The following is an 18,253-nucleotide window of genomic DNA, read 5'->3' on the forward strand; positions in this document are numbered from 1 at the left end:
TGCATACCTCTTATTTTTTCGGCACCAACAAAATTCCTAAACTAATAACAAAGAAGCTCATCATTTGCTGTGCTGATAGACCAACTAGAACCGAATTTTGTTCACTAATAAGTGAAATAATGATATGAGCAACACCCTCAACTATTAGAAAAACACTTATGTTCTTTCCATTTCCGAGTCTTTCATTTTTCATCCATAACAAGCCTATTATGCAAAGGGCAAGGATGATTTCATATACGAAAATGGGATGATATAAAAATTTAGATTCGTATATTTTCACACCCCAAGGCAATGTCGTTTGTACACCTACTTTTTGGTGGAATAGAAAATAAAAAACAATACTCATACATAATCCAATAGGCAATGTATCAAGTAAAATACGAAGTGAAAATGGCTCCTTTTTACTTTTCCAAACAATGTATACACTCGCAATTATGCATCCTGCTATAATATGCTTCATACTTCCTATAGCTAATAATGCTTGCACTGGCGACTTAAAAGCCCATACTGGATTTAAAAATGCCGGTGCAAATTTCCACACAAATACGATGATTAGAAAAGCATTCGTTACTGCATCCATCATTTTTTCATATGGTACGCTTTGGCTCTTCATCTTTCGTTTCATCAACATAAATCCAAATAGACTTCCAATAATAAGAGATACGGGTTGTAACCTCACGATCCACTCCATTAATATAAAATCCCCTCTTTAACCCTCAATTAATTTCTTAAATTTCTCTTCTAATTGATCTGGAGGTAATACGCCTCGTACTTGCTCTACAATAATTCCATCTTTATTAACAAAAAATGTCGTTGGTAACGAGAATACTTTATAATCTAACCCAGCTACTCCATCCATATCTAGTAGAACCGGAAATTCAAATCCATAGCGATCCGCAAATGCACTTGCTTCTTGCACTGGGTCACTTACAGTTGCATTTACCGCAAAAATTTCAACGTCCTTTTTATATTTATCATACATACGAACTAAGTCAGGTGCCTCCATTTCACATGGACCACACCATGATGCCCAAAAATTAATCAGATATGGTTTTCCTTTTGCATCATTTAACGAATATAGCTTACCGTCTAATCCTTTTAACGTTATGTTTGGCGCTTTAAATCCTACTTGTGGTAATACTTCTGTTTCTTGTAACTCCGCTTGTTTTGCTTTTCTTTCTTTTTCTTCTTTTTTTGTATTATAAAAGTTAACTCCGGCCCAAATTAGTGCCCCGGCCAATATAATCGCAATTAGTTTCTTCACTTTTCTTCCTCCCCATTATTAAAAGCCTGTAAATCCACCGAATAGACGAATAAAAAATGCCGTAATTTTCGTCATTTGATTTGTGTATAATAAAATACCTGTTATAATCATCATTCCGCCGCCAATTTTCATCATGACATTGGCATATGTAACGATCCATTTTACCTTCCCAATAAAGAATGCCATCACGAAAAACGGAACCGCAAACCCAAGAGTATATGCGGTAATATAAAGAAGTGCTCCTTCAGGATTCGTCGCACCAAGCATGAGTACAGCTGAAAATATCGGCCCCACACATGGCGTCCAACCCGCTGCATATGTCATACCGACTAAAATCGAACGAATATATCCAGTCGATTTACTTCTATACTGCACTTTTTTCTCTGCCATAAGCCACTTAGGTTGAAACAAGCCTGTCATAAACAGTCCCATCAAAACAATAAAAATCCCACCAATTTGTTGAATCAATTTTTGGTTAGATGAAAATGTTATTCCAATCCAGCTTACCGATAAACCTAACGCGTAAAAAATAACCGAAAATCCGATCATAAAAAATACAGTATGCATAATCGCTGATTTTTGCATCATTCCACGATTATCTTTTAAATCTTGAATAGATACACCTGTAATATATGATAAATAAGATGGATATAACGGTAAAGAACATGGTGATATAAATGACAATACCCCTGCTCCAGCTACAAGCCAAATTGTTAAATCTGCCGCATTCATTTAATTCCCCCTAACACACTACAATTAGTAGTGTTAATTCTAAAAAAAAGAGGCTATATGCACTCTCCGACAATAAGTACAACCGACATACAGAATAAACCTAATGTTACATATACCGAATTCGTGTGTAACGGAATAGTAAGCTTAACAACTTTTTCATTTAACACTTGCTCGATTCGTAAATTTATTGCTGTTTTTGCAAATGAGGCTGTAACACATCGATTTTCCATCGTCTTTATTTTAATTAATTTTAATAATGCGCTGCCTAACTCGAATTTAGATTTCATTTTTCGCATTGCATACTTATCTGCAGCCAACTCCTGATACACATGATAGCGCTGCAATAACCCTTTTAATATCGGGATGTACACCATTCCTTCTGCTAATAACGTAAAACAAAATAATTTTAATGGATCTCGATTCGTTTGATGATATTCTTCATGGAAAATAATCGCATCCATTTCTTCATCTGAAAATGTTTGAAGCATCCCTTCTGACATGACGACTTTCGGACGAAATAATCCAATTGTAAATGCCGCAACTTCCTCGGTCGGCAATATATATATTTGTTTTCCTTTTCGAATGAAAGGGATAAGTACTTTTTGTAACTTTTTACTATAGAAAAATTGTCGCCAAATTCTTTTGCACACGATGAACACAGTAAGTAGTAGTAATCCAGTAATTATAATACGAATGAGTGATAATTCCTTCATATGTTGTTCTAATTGGAACAAGCAAAAATTCGAAAGAAAGAACGCCTTATTTTGAAACAGAAATGGATATGTAACGTAGTACACTGACATACTAAAAAAGAGGATACTAACAATCACTGCTAACAATACGATTTTACGCATTTGCCACTTCATTTTATTGATCCTCTTTTTTTAACTGACTCAATTTGTCTTCTAATTTTTTTATTAAAGTCGGATCAGCCTGCTCTAACTCATCTAGCATATGATTTACAACTAAATCTCCAAACTCCCCCATCAATTCCTGTGTCATTTTCTTCGTTTGATTGGATAAGAATTCTTCTTTTGTTTGTATAGTACGATATATGCCACTTCTTTTCACAGTCTGTTTTTCTAAGTGCAATTTCTCTACTAACCTGTTCATAACTGTCATTACAGTATTAAAATTCACAGGTGATTCTTCACTTAATTTCTGCTGCACTTCTTTAATCGTAATACCATCGGTGGACCAAACAATCTCCATAATTTTCGCTTCAAGTGGCCCAAAGAAATGATTTAACCCTTGCTCATTTAACTTATAGTTTTGAGTAAACATAGTATGGCTCCTTTCACACTACGAATTGTAGTATAAATTAAATGAAAGGTCAAACGCGAATGATATACACTAAAATTCAATACTTATAAATCAATAGGTCATTCCATTCATTGTAAACCTAACTTCTCTCCAAATGTCTCAAAGAGATACTGCTCTAATATTTGTACACTAAACGTTTCATTACGCCCAAGTGCAAATAATTCCCGATCTTTCGCTACGATAGTATCTAACGGAATAATGACATTATCCACTATTTTTGTAATTTCAATGATGTTACTTTTGACATTTACCTCTGTTTTAAATTCAATATTTTCTAATACGATATGTGAACGTCTTCCTGATGTGAAAAAAGTAAAGTTAGGATTTTTAACAACGCCAATTTCAGCCTCTAACGCATATAAATAGTGAAAAATTATATCTCTATGTCCATCTTTTATTATTTTTTCATCCTTCTCATCATCTAAGTATTCTTTCACTTTCGCTGCAAACTCAAATCGAAAATCCACTCTTTCACGCTCCCTCTATTCATTCTATACGAAATAAATATATTGAAATAATTTTACCATATTGCGATACAAGTTCCTATTAAAAGTAAAAAGTACTTTTCAAATCACTCTTCTTTCTAATTCTTTTTTAACTCAATATTAATTACTGCGTCGTTATATTAATTTAAACATATTTTTCCTATATTTTGAAACAATAGTATGAAATATTATATATCAATAAGCTGTTTCTAATTCTTTTTTCTATTTAGCTATCATCACCTTTACTATTCCGATATATTGAAACTACATTTTCTACTTATTCATTACATGCGAGAAGGAATGTAACTCTCTTCTATCGAATTTTTATATAACGAAAATGATTAGGTGGTGCTTTACTATGAAATTAGCTGTCATTGGTGGCGGTGATTTACAAGATTCAAACCACTCGCCTATTAATGAGCGACTTATAGAATTAACAAATAAACTATATCCAAAAGTATTATTCATTCCTACAGCTAGTCATGATGATGAAAGCTATATAAAATTATTTTTAGACACGTTCGAAAAACAATTACACTGTGAAGTACAAATTTTACGTACTATAGCCGATACACCTTCTAAATATGAAATAGACGAAATGATTCAATCAGCTGATTTGATTTACCTCGGTGGCGGGAACTATATTCATATGCTTACACAATGGAAAGAACATAAACTAGATGAAAAATTATTATTTGCTTTGCAACAAGGAGCGCTCATTGCAGGCTATAGCGCTGGTGCTATGTGCTGGTTCACATCTAGTATCCGATCAGATTATGAAGGCTCTGATTATATAGAGAGCAACGGATGGGGGATTGTGAACAAAAGATTTTGTCCACATTATAATCAATTAAATAGAATGAACGCCTTCCATTCCTTTTTACAAAACCATCAAGGTAATATAGAAGGAATTGCACTAGAGGATAATTGCGCTCTATATATTACAGAAGAATCTTTTGAAATTATCGGTGAACCTGAAAAAGCGTGGGAGTTTTATATGAGTGATAATAAACTCATTAGACAACATTTTGATATTACTTTAAAAAGCTATTTATAAACATCCACTTACAAAAAAATGTCCCTAAGTATAACAAACTTAGGGACATTTACACGATTTAGCTCACTAATCGTGTAATTCGTTTCTTCTGCCATGAAAGCTTATAATATGCATACTGTAAGATTAAGCTGACAATAAATGCTGCTGGGTATCCAATCCATATCCCTTCTATGCCAAGACTTGTATGGTAAGAAAGGTAATACGCTACAGGTACTTCAACTAGCCAAATTGATACGACGCCAATAACAGTTGGCCATAATACTGTACCGCTTGCTCGCATTGTCGCACTAATAATTTGTGCATGACCGAAAATTAAATAACTCCATAACGTAATCATAACGAGGCTATGAGCAATTTCAATTGTTGTTTGACTCGTTAAAAATAGTGATAGAATGTCTCTTGAGAACAAGTAAATAAGAGATATTAGCACACCACCGATGACATAGTTCATTATAATTCCGGCCTTCACAACTTTCTGCAGTCGATCGAATTGATTTGCACCAATTGATTGTGCTGCAAAAATAGAAACTGTTATACCAAGGCTAACGGCTGGCATTTGTACATAACTTGCAACTTGGTTCACAACGCCATATGCCGCTGTTGCATCCGAACCGTAACGATTTACAAACGCGATTACCGCAATTTCAGATAATGAAACTAATATCATATTAATACTCGCTGGAATTCCGAGTCGTAGCAATAGCTTTAATAAATCCCCATCCATGCGAAGATATTTCCTTACCGTACTATCTAATTGTAGCGGGTGATTTTTCTTCTTTAAATACACTAACATAACAATAAACGTAATAACTGTAGATATAACAGAAGCATAGGCTGCTCCATATACATCTAACTTAGGAGCTCCTAACCAACCAAAAATAAGAATCGGTAATAAGATCATATTTAGCGCTGTACTTACAATTAAAAAGTAAAATGGCGTTTTAGAATCTCCTGTACCTCTCATAAATGTTGTGTATGCAAAATATAAAAACAAGACTGGCATCGATATAAATAAAATACGCGCGTAATGAACACTTATATCAATAATATTTTCTGGCGTTCCCATAAGGCGCATAATATCCATCGCAAAAATACTACCTACTATAGCTAACACAACTCCAATAATAAAAGTAAATGTCAGCGTCGTACCAACAATCGCTTTTAAACGATCTTCGTTTTTAGCACCAAACGCCTGACCAATTAAAATCGAACTTCCTGAACCAATACCAATTACAAATGAAACGAGTAAGAAAAATAGCGGGAAGAATGCTGATATGGCCGCTAAATCATTCACTCCAAGCCATCTTCCTACTACTACCATACCGAATAATTGTCCAATTGATTGTAGTACATTACTTAATAGTAACGGTACTAAAAACATGGACATCGATTTCCAAATTGGTTTACTCTCACTTTCTAACTTATGTGACTCCGCACCTTCTTGATTGTTATCTGTAGGTGGTTTCAAATTTCATTTCTCCTTTTATTAAACTTCTATCTCTTTGTATAGTTGTTATAATGATGTGCTTCTATTCATTTTCTTTTCCGTATGATTATAACTTCACCCAATATTCGCTTCCATCAGCTGTTCTATCTAAAAAACCATATTCAATTAAATATCTTCTTAAAGTTACAAAATCCGGGTATACGCTTTCTATGACAGTATTTACTTCTTTTTCAGTGTACTTTTTATTACTATCAAACTTCGTCACTAAATGACGTAATATAATTAATTTACGCTTTTGTTTTTTCGGAAATTTAGAAAGCGGTCCATCTAATCCTTCTGTAAAATGTGTTTTTAATACTTCCTCATTTTCTTCTTCCGTAATATTGTAGCGATCATCTACCATCGTTGCGGTTCTATGAATGGGTACAAATTTCGTTTGTACTTTTGATTTTTCTTCTGATAGTTCCATTAACGCTAAAAACACTTTCGCTTGCTTCATTTTCTCTCGAAGTGTAAATCGATGATTACGAATAGTTGAAGTGCTTCCACCATCCATCTCTTTTACAATCTCTTTATCATTCAGCCCCATATGGAAAAACTGAACCATTTTCTTTTGCAAATCCGTTAAACCAGTGTACTTCTTATCAAGGTTTAATAAATAATCAAACATAGACGTATGTTCATTTTGCACATGCAATTGTACAAACTTCTCTACTTCATATAAAACTTGATTATCTTGATAAATAACACCCTTAATAAACGCTTCTCCACAAGCTAAACAAATATATTCCTCTGCTTCCGCTTCAAATACATACCCCTTCTTCAATTCCTCAACCGAAGCATCCCAAAACTTCTCTGAAATATCATTCATACCAAACACTCCTTCAAAATGTTTACTTAAAAAAAGACAAATCACAATAACGTTTACTATCACTCCATCATCTTAACACAACACAAATAAACATTTCAACGTTTCGTTTACCCATTTTACAAACTTTTATAAAAACGTCTATTAAAAAATCATAAAAGGACTTATAGTAACAAAAAGCGAGTGTATTTAATACATAAATGAAGATAGGGTGTGAAACAAAACATGATTATTCTGCAAGATCCTTATTCACTTTTAACTACAAAAAAAGGTATTCTCGTATATGGAAACACCTTTTACCCATTATATATTCTATTTATAAACTCGACTAAAGCCTTACTTACCTGCACGAATATATGCTTTCGGTTTCTATCCTCAACAAATTTACTAGTACAACTACCCATAATCATCATACAACTAATTATGACTAGCGCTAACTTTCTATTCTTGTAAGTCACTTCTTACCTCTCCACTATTACAAAATTCCATTTAAATTTATCCCATCAAGAAATTTTACAGGAATAATAAACCGAAAGAATATGCAATTCTGCATATTCTTTCGGTTTATTACGATGTTGTGATTTATTTTAGTTAGAGTACACGTATACCGAGGTGACTAACTTGAAATTTAAAGCGAAAAAGAATCCATTTCACGTCATTTTTATTACATTATTTATCATTATTTTTTTCGTTTCGCTATTCTCCCAAAATGAAAATTCTATTTTTTTCACTCTCATGATGCTGTTAAATATCGTGAACCTTTCTTCATTCTATTTTTCTCACTACTACGTAAGGGAATCCTCCCTTGTTGTAAAACATGGTTTTGTATTTCATACTGAAATTCCATTTGAAGATATTCGTCACGTTAAATACTCTGGTAAAACACTTCGCTCTGAAAAGTGGACTAGGCAGCAATTAGAAATCCATTACAATTTATTTGATTCTATGACAACTTTCGTACCTCAAGAAGAAGAAAAGTTCATTTCACTCTTAAAAGAAAACTGTCCACATATGAAAGTAATGAATCGAACACCCCACTAATATTCATAGTGGGGTAACGTTATAATTAAGGCTCGTCAATACATTTACTAATTTTTATCATAATGTCCATACCCCTACCTTCCTATCACATACATTGTTAATAATAATGAAAGGAGGAACCGCAATGGAAAATACAAATAGCAAACCGTTTGTAAACATTGAGGAAGGCGTATTTACGTCTCAAAAACTTCAAGTGGCTATGGACCAAGCTTTTCGAGTTCCTATATTTTTAAGCACTGTAAATACACTGAATCAACTACAACAGCAATTTTTAGACAGACTCATTTTCGAACTTGAGCAAGCTCTTCTTTTTCCTCGTACAATTCCACGAAGCGATCAATATCCTGAATCACCTTTAACAAGCATTAGAAGAATGATTTTATCTAGTTATGGACTCGTAGCTATAAATTTCCAGCGTTTTTTCGTACAAGGCATGAAAACAAATGTAGGTCCATTTTCACCGGACACACCATTTTGGGAAGGAACTCCTTTTTCTCAAATCGAACCAGCTATGGGGTATCAATATGGACTTCCCCTCTTACTAATTCGTGAAACGGGAACAGATATAAATAGAGGGATTTGGCAAATAGGAAATGCACCATTCTTAATTTTAGACTGGAATTCCGACACACAATCTATCGATTCATTTTTTAGTAGTGTTTCTTGGAGACAATTTTTTGCGAATTGGACTGCTCATGTGAGAAAGGGATACTATCTACAAACAGAACCCGCGTTTAAATATTAATCGCTTACTTTAGCTAACTTATTTCTAATTTAGGCTATTTTTATTCAAACGATACGAACATACACTATTTCTAAAAAGTGGATTGCTATCCTTTAAGTGCAGTTAATTTCTCACAAAGAATTAAACATGAATATCAAAAAAGCCAAGATTCTAAAAAGAACCTTGGCTTTTTCTATTACTCTTTCGGGGCAATCATTTTTTTCGGATCTACAATTTCATTAAATTGCTCTTCTGTTAGTAGTCCAGATTGCAGTGCTGCTTCTTTTAGCGTTAATCCATCTTTATGAGCATGCTTCGCAATTTTCGCTGCATTTTCATATCCGATATGCGGGTTTAATGCTGTAACAAGCATTAATGAACGATTCACATTCTCTTTAATTATTTCTTCATCTGCTTCAATACCAATTGCACAATTATCATTAAATGAAACAATTGCATCTGCTAATAAGTGAGCAGATTGTAAGAAGTTATATGCAATAACAGGTTTAAATACGTTTAACTCAAAATTACCTTGGCTCGCAGCAAATCCGATTGTTGCGTCATTTCCCATCACTTGTGCAACAACCATCGTTAACGCTTCACTTTGCGTTGGATTTACTTTACCTGGCATAATAGAGCTTCCTGGCTCATTTGCCGGAATAATAATTTCTCCTAGACCACTACGCGGACCGCTGGCTAGCCAGCGCACATCGTTAGCGATTTTCATTAAATCCGCTGCTAATGCTTTTAATGCACCATGCGTATATACAACTTCATCGTGGCTCGTTAATGCGTGGAATTTATTTGGTGCAGAAATAAATTGCTTACCTGTAAATTGGCTAATTTCCTCTGACACCATCTCACCAAATTTAGGATGAGCATTAATACCTGTTCCAACTGCAGTACCACCAATTGCTAACTCTTTCATATATGTATTGCTCTCTGCAACCATACGCTCTGTTTTTTCAAGCATACGGTGCCACCCGCTAATTTCTTGTCCTAATGTTAACGGTGTTGCATCTTGTAAGTGTGTACGACCAATTTTTATAATATGTTCAAATGCAGTTACTTTTTCTGCTAATGTTTCTTTTAATTTCGTAATTGCTGGTAATACGTGATTTTCTACTGCAATTACACATGCTACATGAAGCGCCGTTGGAAATGTATCATTTGAACTTTGAGACATGTTTACATCATCGTTCGGATGAATATGTACGTCAGATCCCTTCTCTTTCAAAATTTGATTCCCTCGATTTGCAATTACTTCATTCACATTCATGTTTGACTGTGTACCGCTACCCGTTTGCCATACGACAAGTGGAAAATGTTCATTCCATTTGCCTGCAATCACTTCGTCAGCTGCTGCCACAATTGCTTCTGCTTTTTCTTCTGATAGCTTTCCTAATTTTTGATTGCTAAGTGCTGCACTCTTCTTTAAAATTGCAAACGCTTTTACAATTTCAAGCGGCATTTGCTCTGTTCCAATCGGGAAGTTTTCTTTACTACGTTGCGTTTGTGCTGCCCATAATTTATCAGCTGGAACTTTTATTTCTCCTATTGTATCTCTTTCAATTCTGTACTCCATTTTTTCATCCCCTTGAAAATAAAATACCTACATTTCTTATATTAACAGACTTTTACCCAGATGATAAGAATTCTCACTCGTATATATAAAAAAAATACCTCCTGCCATCGCAGAAGGTATTTTTTTATGATGCTTGCTTTCCTTTTTCAACGTCATCTACATACCAGATGAATTTGCCTGTATATCCGTAAATAACCGCCAAAATTAATGAAACAAAGCTTAACCACATAAACGGAACGTATGAGAACGTTGCTACACCTAAAATTCCAGCCATAAAAATACCATTATCCGACCACGGAACCATACCAGAAGTTAACGTTCCACCTACTTCTGAGTTACGTGCTAATACACGTCGGTCTATTTTTAATTTATCATAGCTATCTTCCATAATTTTCGGTGTTAAAATTAGTGATACGTACATCGCACAACCAAATATATTCGCTAAGAATGCAACGATTAATGTAGACAATGTTACATTACCTGCAGAATTTAATTTCTTCTCAAATTTTGATACGATTACTTTTAAAACACCCAGTTTTTCAAGTAATCCACCAAATCCTAAACCGAAAATAATAACGGCTACTGATCCAAGCATACCGTTAATTCCACCACGGTTTAATAACTTGTCAACAAATTCAACACCAGATTGAATTGAGAATCCGTTATACGCTGTTCCAATCGCCTCTCCAAAGTTCATTCCTTGGAAAAGAGTTGCCCAAATTGCACCAATTAAAGCTCCCATTGCAATTGTTGGCATAGATGGTTTCTTCATCGCTAATAGTGCGATAACAATGACCGCCGGAACAAGCATCCATATTTTAATATCAAATTCCTTTAATAAAGCTTCTTTTAAAAACTCTACTCGGTTCAAATCTACATTATCGCCGCCATACATCCAACCAGCCACAGTAAACATAATGCTAGTAATAATATAAGCCGGAACATCTAATACGAGCATAGCTCGAACGTGAGCAATAACATCTACTTTCGCCATAGAAGCTGCAAGAACTGTACTATCAGAAAGTGGTGATAATTTGTCGCCGAAATAAGCTCCTGAAAGAACTGCACCAGCAACAAGCGGAAGTGGTAATCCAAGTCCCTCACCAATTGCCATCATAGCAATACCTGCTGTTCCTACTGTTCCCCAAGATGTCCCTGTCGCGATAGAAGTTATCGAACAAATAATTAATGTTGCTAATAGGAAGATGCTAGGGTGAATAAACTCTAATCCATAATAGATTAATGTTGGTACTACGCCACCAGCAATCCATGTTCCAATTAAAGCACCTACTGCAACTAAAATCAGTATTGCTTCTAATCCGTTAGAAATCCCTTTCGTAATTGCATCTTGCAATTCTTGATAACGAAATCCTAATCTTAATCCAAGCGCAATTACTAAAAACCATGAAATAAATAGCGCTAATTGAATTGGGAGATCAAAAATCGTTTGGAAGGAAAAGACAACAGCAAGAAATAGTAATAAAAGAACTATGATTTCTAGCATCGATGGTAATCTTACACTTTTCATTTTTTTCTCTCCTTACAAGTCGATAACATGATGTATGTCGTCTTACATGTATGTAATATACAATTAGCGAAGACAAAACAAAATTTTCATATTATTTCGATTTATTTTTCCAGTATAATATAACACCTTTTCTATTGTAAAAGTAGATGTTACTTTTCGCAATGGAAAATATAAAAAATGTTACATTTTTATATAAAACAATCCAAGAATAACTTTTTTAATATTTGCCACTACAAAACTTTTTACTATTATCCTCACCTTTTAAAGAGTACCATTTTTCTCCACAAAAAAGCACACATCATTAAAATGATGCATGCTCCACTTTTATTTATACATATTTTGTATTTCCTCTTTATTTTTAAGTATCTCCACAAACTTATCGCTACAACCTTTCGGAAACAATACTCCGAGTCCATATGAATGCTCAAACTGAAAATGAGGGTACTTCGCTTTGACCTCATCCCAAAATTTATACACGCCGAAGTTTCGATCTTTCACCTCAATATCATGAAATAAAACAATACCGTTATTCGCAAGTTTCGGTAACCATGTTTTATAGTCATGAGAAACTGCTTCATACGTATGATAACCATCAATATGCAACAAATTTATCGTTCCATCTTGAAACTGATCCACAGCCTCGTCAAAAGTAGACCGAATTAAATTACCTATATGAGGGTAACTCATGTCCGTGTATTTACTCACTATTTGAAAAACACCTTCTCCATATGGACCTGTATGCTCATCCCCTGCCCAAGTATCTACAGCAAAGCATTTTGTAGATAATCCTCCATCTTTTACCCCTTGGCAAAAACTGAAAAAAGAAGCTCCTAAATGTGTACCTAACTCAACTAATATTTCTGGCTTTTCAAATCTTACTAAATCATAAGCAAAGTTTAAATGTCCCACCCACGCAGAATTCATTCGAATATATGGACTATATTGATCAAATTCAAATGTTGGTTTATGAGTAACCCAGCTCATCACATTTCTCCTTCTACACATATTTTTAACAAACCAAATTACTCTTATCTTTATTTTTTTATCATTGTAATTATGATTTTATTTCACAAAAAAATGAAGAATTAACTCTTTCTCATTGAGGTAAAGCATCGTATACATATGGGTCTGTAGGCGTATTGATTTTCTCTACTTTGCTTACTTTTACAAGTGGAAATAGTGTTCCTTTATATGTCGTTTCGTCCAACAAACCTGTTATTTTCACCCATGTTTCCGGTGGGAGCTTTTTTACGTTTTCCCCTGCAACAATCATCCCCCAGACTGATGCATCCGCAATACAACAAGTTATGCCGTATCGCGCCACTACCACTTTATCCCCCGTCACATCCTTATCATTATATATGAAACCTGAGAATGTAATTTCTTTCCCTTTAAACCCTTTTACATCTTGGCCAATTATACTCATTGTTTGAACATAATCCTTATCCTCTACTTTTATTTTTCGTTGTCCTAACATACTTTTTTCTAATTGCTCTTCCACTTGATCTGTCACTTTTAAATTCGAGGTTTTATCTTGTTCTTGCCAATCAGGATTTACCTGTATTCCCTCTTTTTCGTTCTTTTCTATACTTCTCGCCTGTACACTTTGATTCATCCCCCTTTTTCCGGCTAAACTTCCGTCAATTGTTACACCTCCAAATAGAAAAGCACTAATAATTGGAACAACAAATAAAACATATACAAAGAAACTTTTCATCCCTGATTTTAATGCTGTATTATGCTTACAACAATTACAATCATCCTGTTTTTCTCTCCCATCTCCCCAAACTTGTAACGAACCCAGAAGTAAAATTACTACAAAAGCGATATACGTAAATTTAATCATTTTTGGAGCGATAAAATTATAAATATTCCCTGTTACAAGTAGTTTAAATAAGAGCATTGCTAAACCAATTAAAATAATGCCACGAATATAGCGATGATAGGCCTTCTGTTCTTTTTTCTCCACTGTTTCTCACCTCCTATAACGTTGTAATTTGCACGATTGTGTACACTGATAAAATAATAATTCCAATCAAAAAGAATACAAATTTCTTTTGAAAATACGCAAATAGCATTAACGTATTTTTCATATCAAGCATAGGTCCAAATACAAGAAATGCGAGAAGTGCTTTTACAGAGAAAACATGTCCAAAAGATGCCGCTATAAATGCATCGGCTGCTGAGCAAATTGATAAAACATAACCCAATCCCATCATAATAATTGGGGAAATCACTTCATTATGCGCCACTGTATCAAGTACATTTCGATCAAAAAATGTTTGAAATACACTCGCAAAAAAAGCACCAATCAACAAATATTTACCCGTATCAAAAAACTCATCTACAGTGTGATTCACAACATTCCCCCAGCCCTTTTTTTCTTTTTTCTGAGCCGGATCCTCTATATCTTTTAAAATATTTTTCCCGCGATAGAAATAATACACAATTAGCCCTACTAATAGCGCCGCACAAATTGTTATCCCAAAGCGTGCATATACAACTACATCATTTTTTTGAAATGCATATATGGTAGATAAAAGAACAATCGGATTCATAATAGGTGCACTCAATAAAATTACAATTCCTACATGAAGAGGGAGTCCTTTTTGAATAAGTCTTCTTACGATTGGTATAATGACACATTCACACATCGGAAAAATGATTCCGACAAATACCGCTGGAATCATTGCAACAATCTGTGATTTCGGCATTACTTTATGAATCATATCTTCCGTTACAAACACTTGAATGAGAGAAGAAACAATTACCCCTAATAAAATAAAAGGTATTGCTTCGAATATAATACTTAAAAATACGGTATTCACATTCAACCATTCTTTTGGCATACTTTTGTGCAAATTTGTTAGACTTGTAAAATCTACAAAAAATAATAAAAAAACAAAAATAGCAATAAGGGCTATTCCTATTAATTCTTTTGAAACTCTATTAAAGACCAACATGATCCCCCCACTTTATTCATATTAAATCGTATACTTGTCCAAATGCCCTACACTACTACACCACAAATTTTATAGTTTATTCCTATCCTTAAATCGTAATCATTATGATTTATTATTGATTTTTTCTTTTTTATCGCTTAACATAAAACGTAATCATTACGATTTAAAGGAGAGATCATTTTATGAAAAAAGTACCTATCACTGTATTAAGTGGTTTTCTAGGAGCTGGAAAAACCACTCTACTACATCATATTTTGGCTAATAAGAGCAACTTAAAAGTGGCTGTTATCGTTAATGATATGAGTGAAATAAACATTGATGCATCACTTATAAAAAAAGGTGGGTTTTCACGTACGGAAGAGAAATTAGTAGAAATTCAAAACGGTTGTATCTGCTGTACACTACGAGAAGATTTAATGATAGAAGTGAGTCGGCTTGTTGAAAACGATGATATTGACTATATAGTTATTGAATCTTCAGGTATAAGTGAGCCGATTCCAGTTGCCCAAACATTTACTTATACTGACGAAGTACTTCATATCGATTTAACGAAAAATTGTCGCCTCGATACGATGGTTACAGTTGTAGATGCAAATAAATTTTGGGATGATTTTGCAGATGGTGAAAGTTTATTAGACCGTAAACAGGCTATCGATGAAAATGATACTCGAGAAGTTATTGATTTACTAATAGACCAAATTGAATTTGCGAATGTCATTATTCTTAATAAAATTGATTTAATAGAAAAAGAAGATAGGATAGAACTTCATCATTTATTACAAAAATTAAATCCCGGTGCAAAAATTATTGAAGCTTCATTTAGCAACGTACCATTACAAGAAATTTTAAATACAAATTTATTCAATTATGAGGAAGCGAGTCAATCGGCGGGCTGGATGCAAGAACTAAATAGTGAACATCATACACCCGAAATTGAAGAATATAGTATCAATTCCTTTGTGTACCGTCGTAAATCCCCTTTCCATCCTGAACGCCTTATGAATTGGTTAAAAAAATGGCCTGTAGATGTTGTAAGATCGAAAGGCTTTTTCTGGCTCGCATCTCGTAATAATATGATAGGGCTTCTATCTCAAGCAGGTTCCTCTATTACAATTCAAGGAGCCGGTGAATGGATAGCGGCATTACCTGAAACTGAAAGAAATCAAATTATTACAGAAGAACCCGAAGTATTGAAAAACTGGGACGAGCGATATGGAGATCGAATAACTGAGCTCGTATTTATCGGTATTGATATGAATCGTTCTGTGATTGAACAATCATTAGATGATTGTCTATTAACAGAAAAGGAAATGGAACAAAACTGGAATACATTTGTTGACCCTATTCCGTCTTTTACTTATACTTCATAATCTAAAATAAAAAGGCTTCCGTCAACAGAAGCCTTTTTTATTTTATCGTTCTCTTAATTAACAAACTTTCTTTAATTTAAATAACAACTTTACATTAAGAAAGAAATTTCAGTTTATTTTTTATACACTCCGTGATATATTGCATATTGTATCCAATATATTTTTTTGAAAGGAGACTATATACATTATGGATCCAAATCGTTTAAAAGGAATCATTATGGTTGTAATTGGTGCTTGTTTATGGGGATTGTCCGGAACAGCTGCACAACAACTTTTCCAATATGAACACGTTTCTACTGAATGGTTAGTTACAATTCGATTGCTTATATCTGGTGTTATCTTACTTATTATTTCATCATTCGGAACGAGAAAAGAAGAAATATTCGGCATATGGAAACAAAAATCTGATGCTATTAAAATAATTTTGTTTGGCCTATTCGGTATGCTTGCTGTACAGTACACATACTTCGCTTCTATTAAAGAAGGGAACGCTGCGGTCGCAACATTATTGCAATATTTAGCTCCTATATTTATTACTGTATACTTACTTTTCAAGTGGAACGTTCGTCCATCAAAAATTGATTTTATTTCCATTACCCTTTCATTAGTAGGCACTTTTCTCTTACTAACAAATGGGTCTGTTCATAACTTGGCTGTTTCTAAACCGGCTATTGTTTGGGGTATTTTATCTGGATTATCTCTTGCTTTTTATAGTTTATATTCAAAGGGATTACTAGCAAGATGGTCTTCCTCTGTTATCGTTGGATGGGGCATGATTATTGGAGGGATTGGTGTAACGATTCTACACTTTATTTCTACGAAAGAATTCATTTTATTGTCAACTATGAAATATGTAAAACTAAGTACCTTACCGCTTATCACATTTGTCGTCATTTTCGGTACACTTATTGCATTTTATTTATACTTAGACAGCATACGATACCTGACTCCGAAAGAAACGACATTATTCGGATGTACTGAACCACTCGCAGCTATTATTTCTTCTGTACTTATATTACATGTACCGTTTCAATCTTTTCAGTTATTAGGCGCTTTTTGTGTCATTGTAATGGTACTCATCTTAAGTCAAAAACCGGATGAAGGGAAACCAGAATTAAAGCTTGTTCATGAGAAAAAGGAAAATATACAATGAAAGGATGAAATTCACAATGCCTATCCCTCAAAATTATAAAAAACAAGGAAGAGTTTCGGCAAAATCACTCGTTTTAAACCAACTACAAGATTGGATTATTGAAGGTGTACTAAAGCCTAATGAAAAAGTTAATGATGGGGAATTGGCTGAAGCACTAGGCGTAAGCAGAACACCTGTAAGAGAAGCACTTCAAATATTAGAGCTTTCTGGATTAGTGGAAATGGTACCTGGGCAAAAAACAAAAATTGCTCCTATTAAGTTAGATGACATCCCTATCATTTATGAAACGATGGCTGGTCTTCACTCTATTATAGGAAAGCAAGCACTTCAAAACATTACAGCCGCTGATCTGAAACTACTTTCTGAAATAAATGATGATTTTCAGCGCTCTATAGAGAAGAAAAACGCAAAACAAGCTTTACAACTAGATATACAATTTCACAATACAATTTCTTCTATCGCTAAAAACCAATATATTGAACCCTTTCTAGACAATATGCAACTTCACGTTTTACGCCTTGAATATTTGTTTTTCCAAAACTTTGTTCCAGCAAGTCAATCTATTGAAGAACATCACTCTATCATTCAAGCATTGCAAAAGCAGGACGACAAACAAATGGAACAAATGATGTCTCAAAACTGGCTCCGTCCAATGAAAGAAATATCAAAAATAATTTCTACGAAATAAGAATAGAGCTGGTTACATAAAATCG

At 34.0% G+C, this 18,253-nt stretch carries 19 protein-coding genes; 6 read left to right on the forward strand and 13 right to left on the reverse strand.

Features of this window, described 5'->3' with window-relative positions; all coding sequences use genetic code 11:
- Window positions 1-10: 10 nt before the first annotated feature.
- The 6 genes from ACTFOB_RS14950 to ACTFOB_RS14975 all read right to left on the reverse strand — a co-directional run bounded on the left by ACTFOB_RS14950 (window position 11) and on the right by ACTFOB_RS14975 (window position 3,786).
- Entirely contained in the window at window positions 11-691 is a 681-nt protein-coding gene (locus tag ACTFOB_RS14950) for a prolipoprotein diacylglyceryl transferase family protein (protein ID WP_440027206.1), read from the reverse strand.
- 18 nt (window positions 692-709) lie between these two features.
- On the reverse strand, window positions 710-1,264 hold the full coding sequence (locus tag ACTFOB_RS14955; protein WP_440027205.1) for a TlpA family protein disulfide reductase: 555 nt from the start codon (window positions 1,262-1,264) through the stop codon (window positions 710-712).
- An 18-nt stretch (window positions 1,265-1,282) separates the two neighbouring features.
- Window positions 1,283-1,996: a cytochrome c-type biogenesis protein CcdA gene (gene ccdA, locus ACTFOB_RS14960; RefSeq protein ID WP_061676592.1), complete on the reverse strand. Its 714-nt coding sequence runs from the start codon at window positions 1,994-1,996 to the stop codon at window positions 1,283-1,285.
- Between the two features lie 53 nt (window positions 1,997-2,049).
- Window positions 2,050-2,862, reverse strand: coding sequence for a M56 family metallopeptidase (locus ACTFOB_RS14965; protein WP_440027204.1), 813 nt, complete (start codon window positions 2,860-2,862; stop codon window positions 2,050-2,052).
- Window position 2,863: 1 nt separating this feature from the next.
- Window positions 2,864-3,280, reverse strand: a complete 417-nt coding sequence (locus ACTFOB_RS14970; protein WP_440027202.1) for a BlaI/MecI/CopY family transcriptional regulator — start codon at window positions 3,278-3,280, stop codon at window positions 2,864-2,866.
- A gap of 107 nt (window positions 3,281-3,387) precedes the next feature.
- Window positions 3,388-3,786, reverse strand: coding sequence for a DUF3942 family protein (locus ACTFOB_RS14975; RefSeq protein WP_151630908.1), 399 nt, complete (start codon window positions 3,784-3,786; stop codon window positions 3,388-3,390).
- Window positions 3,787-4,162: 376 nt separating this feature from the next.
- Between ACTFOB_RS14975 and ACTFOB_RS14980 the strand changes: the two genes are divergently transcribed.
- Complete coding sequence (locus ACTFOB_RS14980) at window positions 4,163-4,861, forward strand: peptidase E (RefSeq protein ID WP_440027201.1); 699 nt, start codon at window positions 4,163-4,165, stop codon at window positions 4,859-4,861.
- 58 nt (window positions 4,862-4,919) lie between these two features.
- Here ACTFOB_RS14980 and ACTFOB_RS14985 read toward each other — a convergent pair whose 3' ends face one another.
- Both ACTFOB_RS14985 and ACTFOB_RS14990 read right to left on the reverse strand, forming a co-directional pair.
- A complete protein-coding gene (locus tag ACTFOB_RS14985) occupies window positions 4,920-6,329 on the reverse strand; it encodes an MATE family efflux transporter (RefSeq protein ID WP_440027199.1) in 1,410 nt (469 codons plus the stop codon).
- An 85-nt stretch (window positions 6,330-6,414) separates the two neighbouring features.
- A complete protein-coding gene (locus tag ACTFOB_RS14990) occupies window positions 6,415-7,179 on the reverse strand; it encodes a DUF2087 domain-containing protein (RefSeq protein ID WP_440027197.1) in 765 nt (254 codons plus the stop codon).
- A gap of 618 nt (window positions 7,180-7,797) precedes the next feature.
- Between ACTFOB_RS14990 and ACTFOB_RS14995 the strand changes: the two genes are divergently transcribed.
- Both ACTFOB_RS14995 and ACTFOB_RS15000 read left to right on the forward strand, forming a co-directional pair.
- Complete coding sequence (locus ACTFOB_RS14995; protein ID WP_440027195.1) at window positions 7,798-8,217, forward strand: PH domain-containing protein; 420 nt, start codon at window positions 7,798-7,800, stop codon at window positions 8,215-8,217.
- A 124-nt stretch (window positions 8,218-8,341) separates the two neighbouring features.
- A complete protein-coding gene (locus ACTFOB_RS15000) occupies window positions 8,342-8,962 on the forward strand; it encodes a hypothetical protein (RefSeq protein ID WP_440027193.1) in 621 nt (206 codons plus the stop codon).
- 175 nt (window positions 8,963-9,137) lie between these two features.
- On the opposite strand, the gene fumC is transcribed toward ACTFOB_RS15000, so the two are convergent.
- The 5 genes from fumC to ACTFOB_RS15025 all read right to left on the reverse strand — a co-directional run bounded on the left by fumC (window position 9,138) and on the right by ACTFOB_RS15025 (window position 15,014).
- A complete protein-coding gene (gene fumC, locus ACTFOB_RS15005; protein ID WP_440027191.1) occupies window positions 9,138-10,526 on the reverse strand; it encodes a class II fumarate hydratase in 1,389 nt (462 codons plus the stop codon).
- 124 nt (window positions 10,527-10,650) lie between these two features.
- Entirely contained in the window at window positions 10,651-12,054 is a 1,404-nt protein-coding gene (gene nhaC, locus ACTFOB_RS15010) for a Na+/H+ antiporter NhaC (protein WP_000843982.1), read from the reverse strand.
- Window positions 12,055-12,378: 324 nt separating this feature from the next.
- Window positions 12,379-13,038, reverse strand: coding sequence for a class I SAM-dependent methyltransferase (locus tag ACTFOB_RS15015; RefSeq protein ID WP_073517896.1), 660 nt, complete (start codon window positions 13,036-13,038; stop codon window positions 12,379-12,381).
- A 112-nt stretch (window positions 13,039-13,150) separates the two neighbouring features.
- The gene (locus ACTFOB_RS15020) at window positions 13,151-14,023 is read right to left on the reverse strand and encodes a TIGR03943 family putative permease subunit (protein ID WP_440027187.1); all 873 of its coding nucleotides are present in this window, start codon (window positions 14,021-14,023) and stop codon (window positions 13,151-13,153) included.
- A 13-nt stretch (window positions 14,024-14,036) separates the two neighbouring features.
- A complete protein-coding gene (locus tag ACTFOB_RS15025; protein ID WP_440027185.1) occupies window positions 14,037-15,014 on the reverse strand; it encodes a permease in 978 nt (325 codons plus the stop codon).
- A gap of 185 nt (window positions 15,015-15,199) precedes the next feature.
- On the opposite strand from ACTFOB_RS15025, the gene ACTFOB_RS15030 reads away from it, so the two are divergent.
- The 3 genes from ACTFOB_RS15030 to ACTFOB_RS15040 all read left to right on the forward strand — a co-directional run bounded on the left by ACTFOB_RS15030 (window position 15,200) and on the right by ACTFOB_RS15040 (window position 18,228).
- Window positions 15,200-16,387: a GTP-binding protein gene (locus ACTFOB_RS15030; RefSeq protein ID WP_440027183.1), complete on the forward strand. Its 1,188-nt coding sequence runs from the start codon at window positions 15,200-15,202 to the stop codon at window positions 16,385-16,387.
- 187 nt (window positions 16,388-16,574) lie between these two features.
- Window positions 16,575-17,540 carry a DMT family transporter gene (locus ACTFOB_RS15035; protein ID WP_440027181.1) on the forward strand — a complete coding sequence of 322 codons (966 nt, stop codon included), beginning with the start codon at window positions 16,575-16,577 and terminating at the stop codon, window positions 17,538-17,540.
- Between the two features lie 16 nt (window positions 17,541-17,556).
- Window positions 17,557-18,228, forward strand: coding sequence for a GntR family transcriptional regulator (locus ACTFOB_RS15040; RefSeq protein ID WP_440027179.1), 672 nt, complete (start codon window positions 17,557-17,559; stop codon window positions 18,226-18,228).
- Window positions 18,229-18,253: the final 25 nt, after the last annotated feature.

The organism is Bacillus cereus group sp. MYBK79-1 (genome assembly GCF_051915365.1).
GTDB lineage: Bacteria > Bacillota > Bacilli > Bacillales > Bacillaceae_G > Bacillus_A.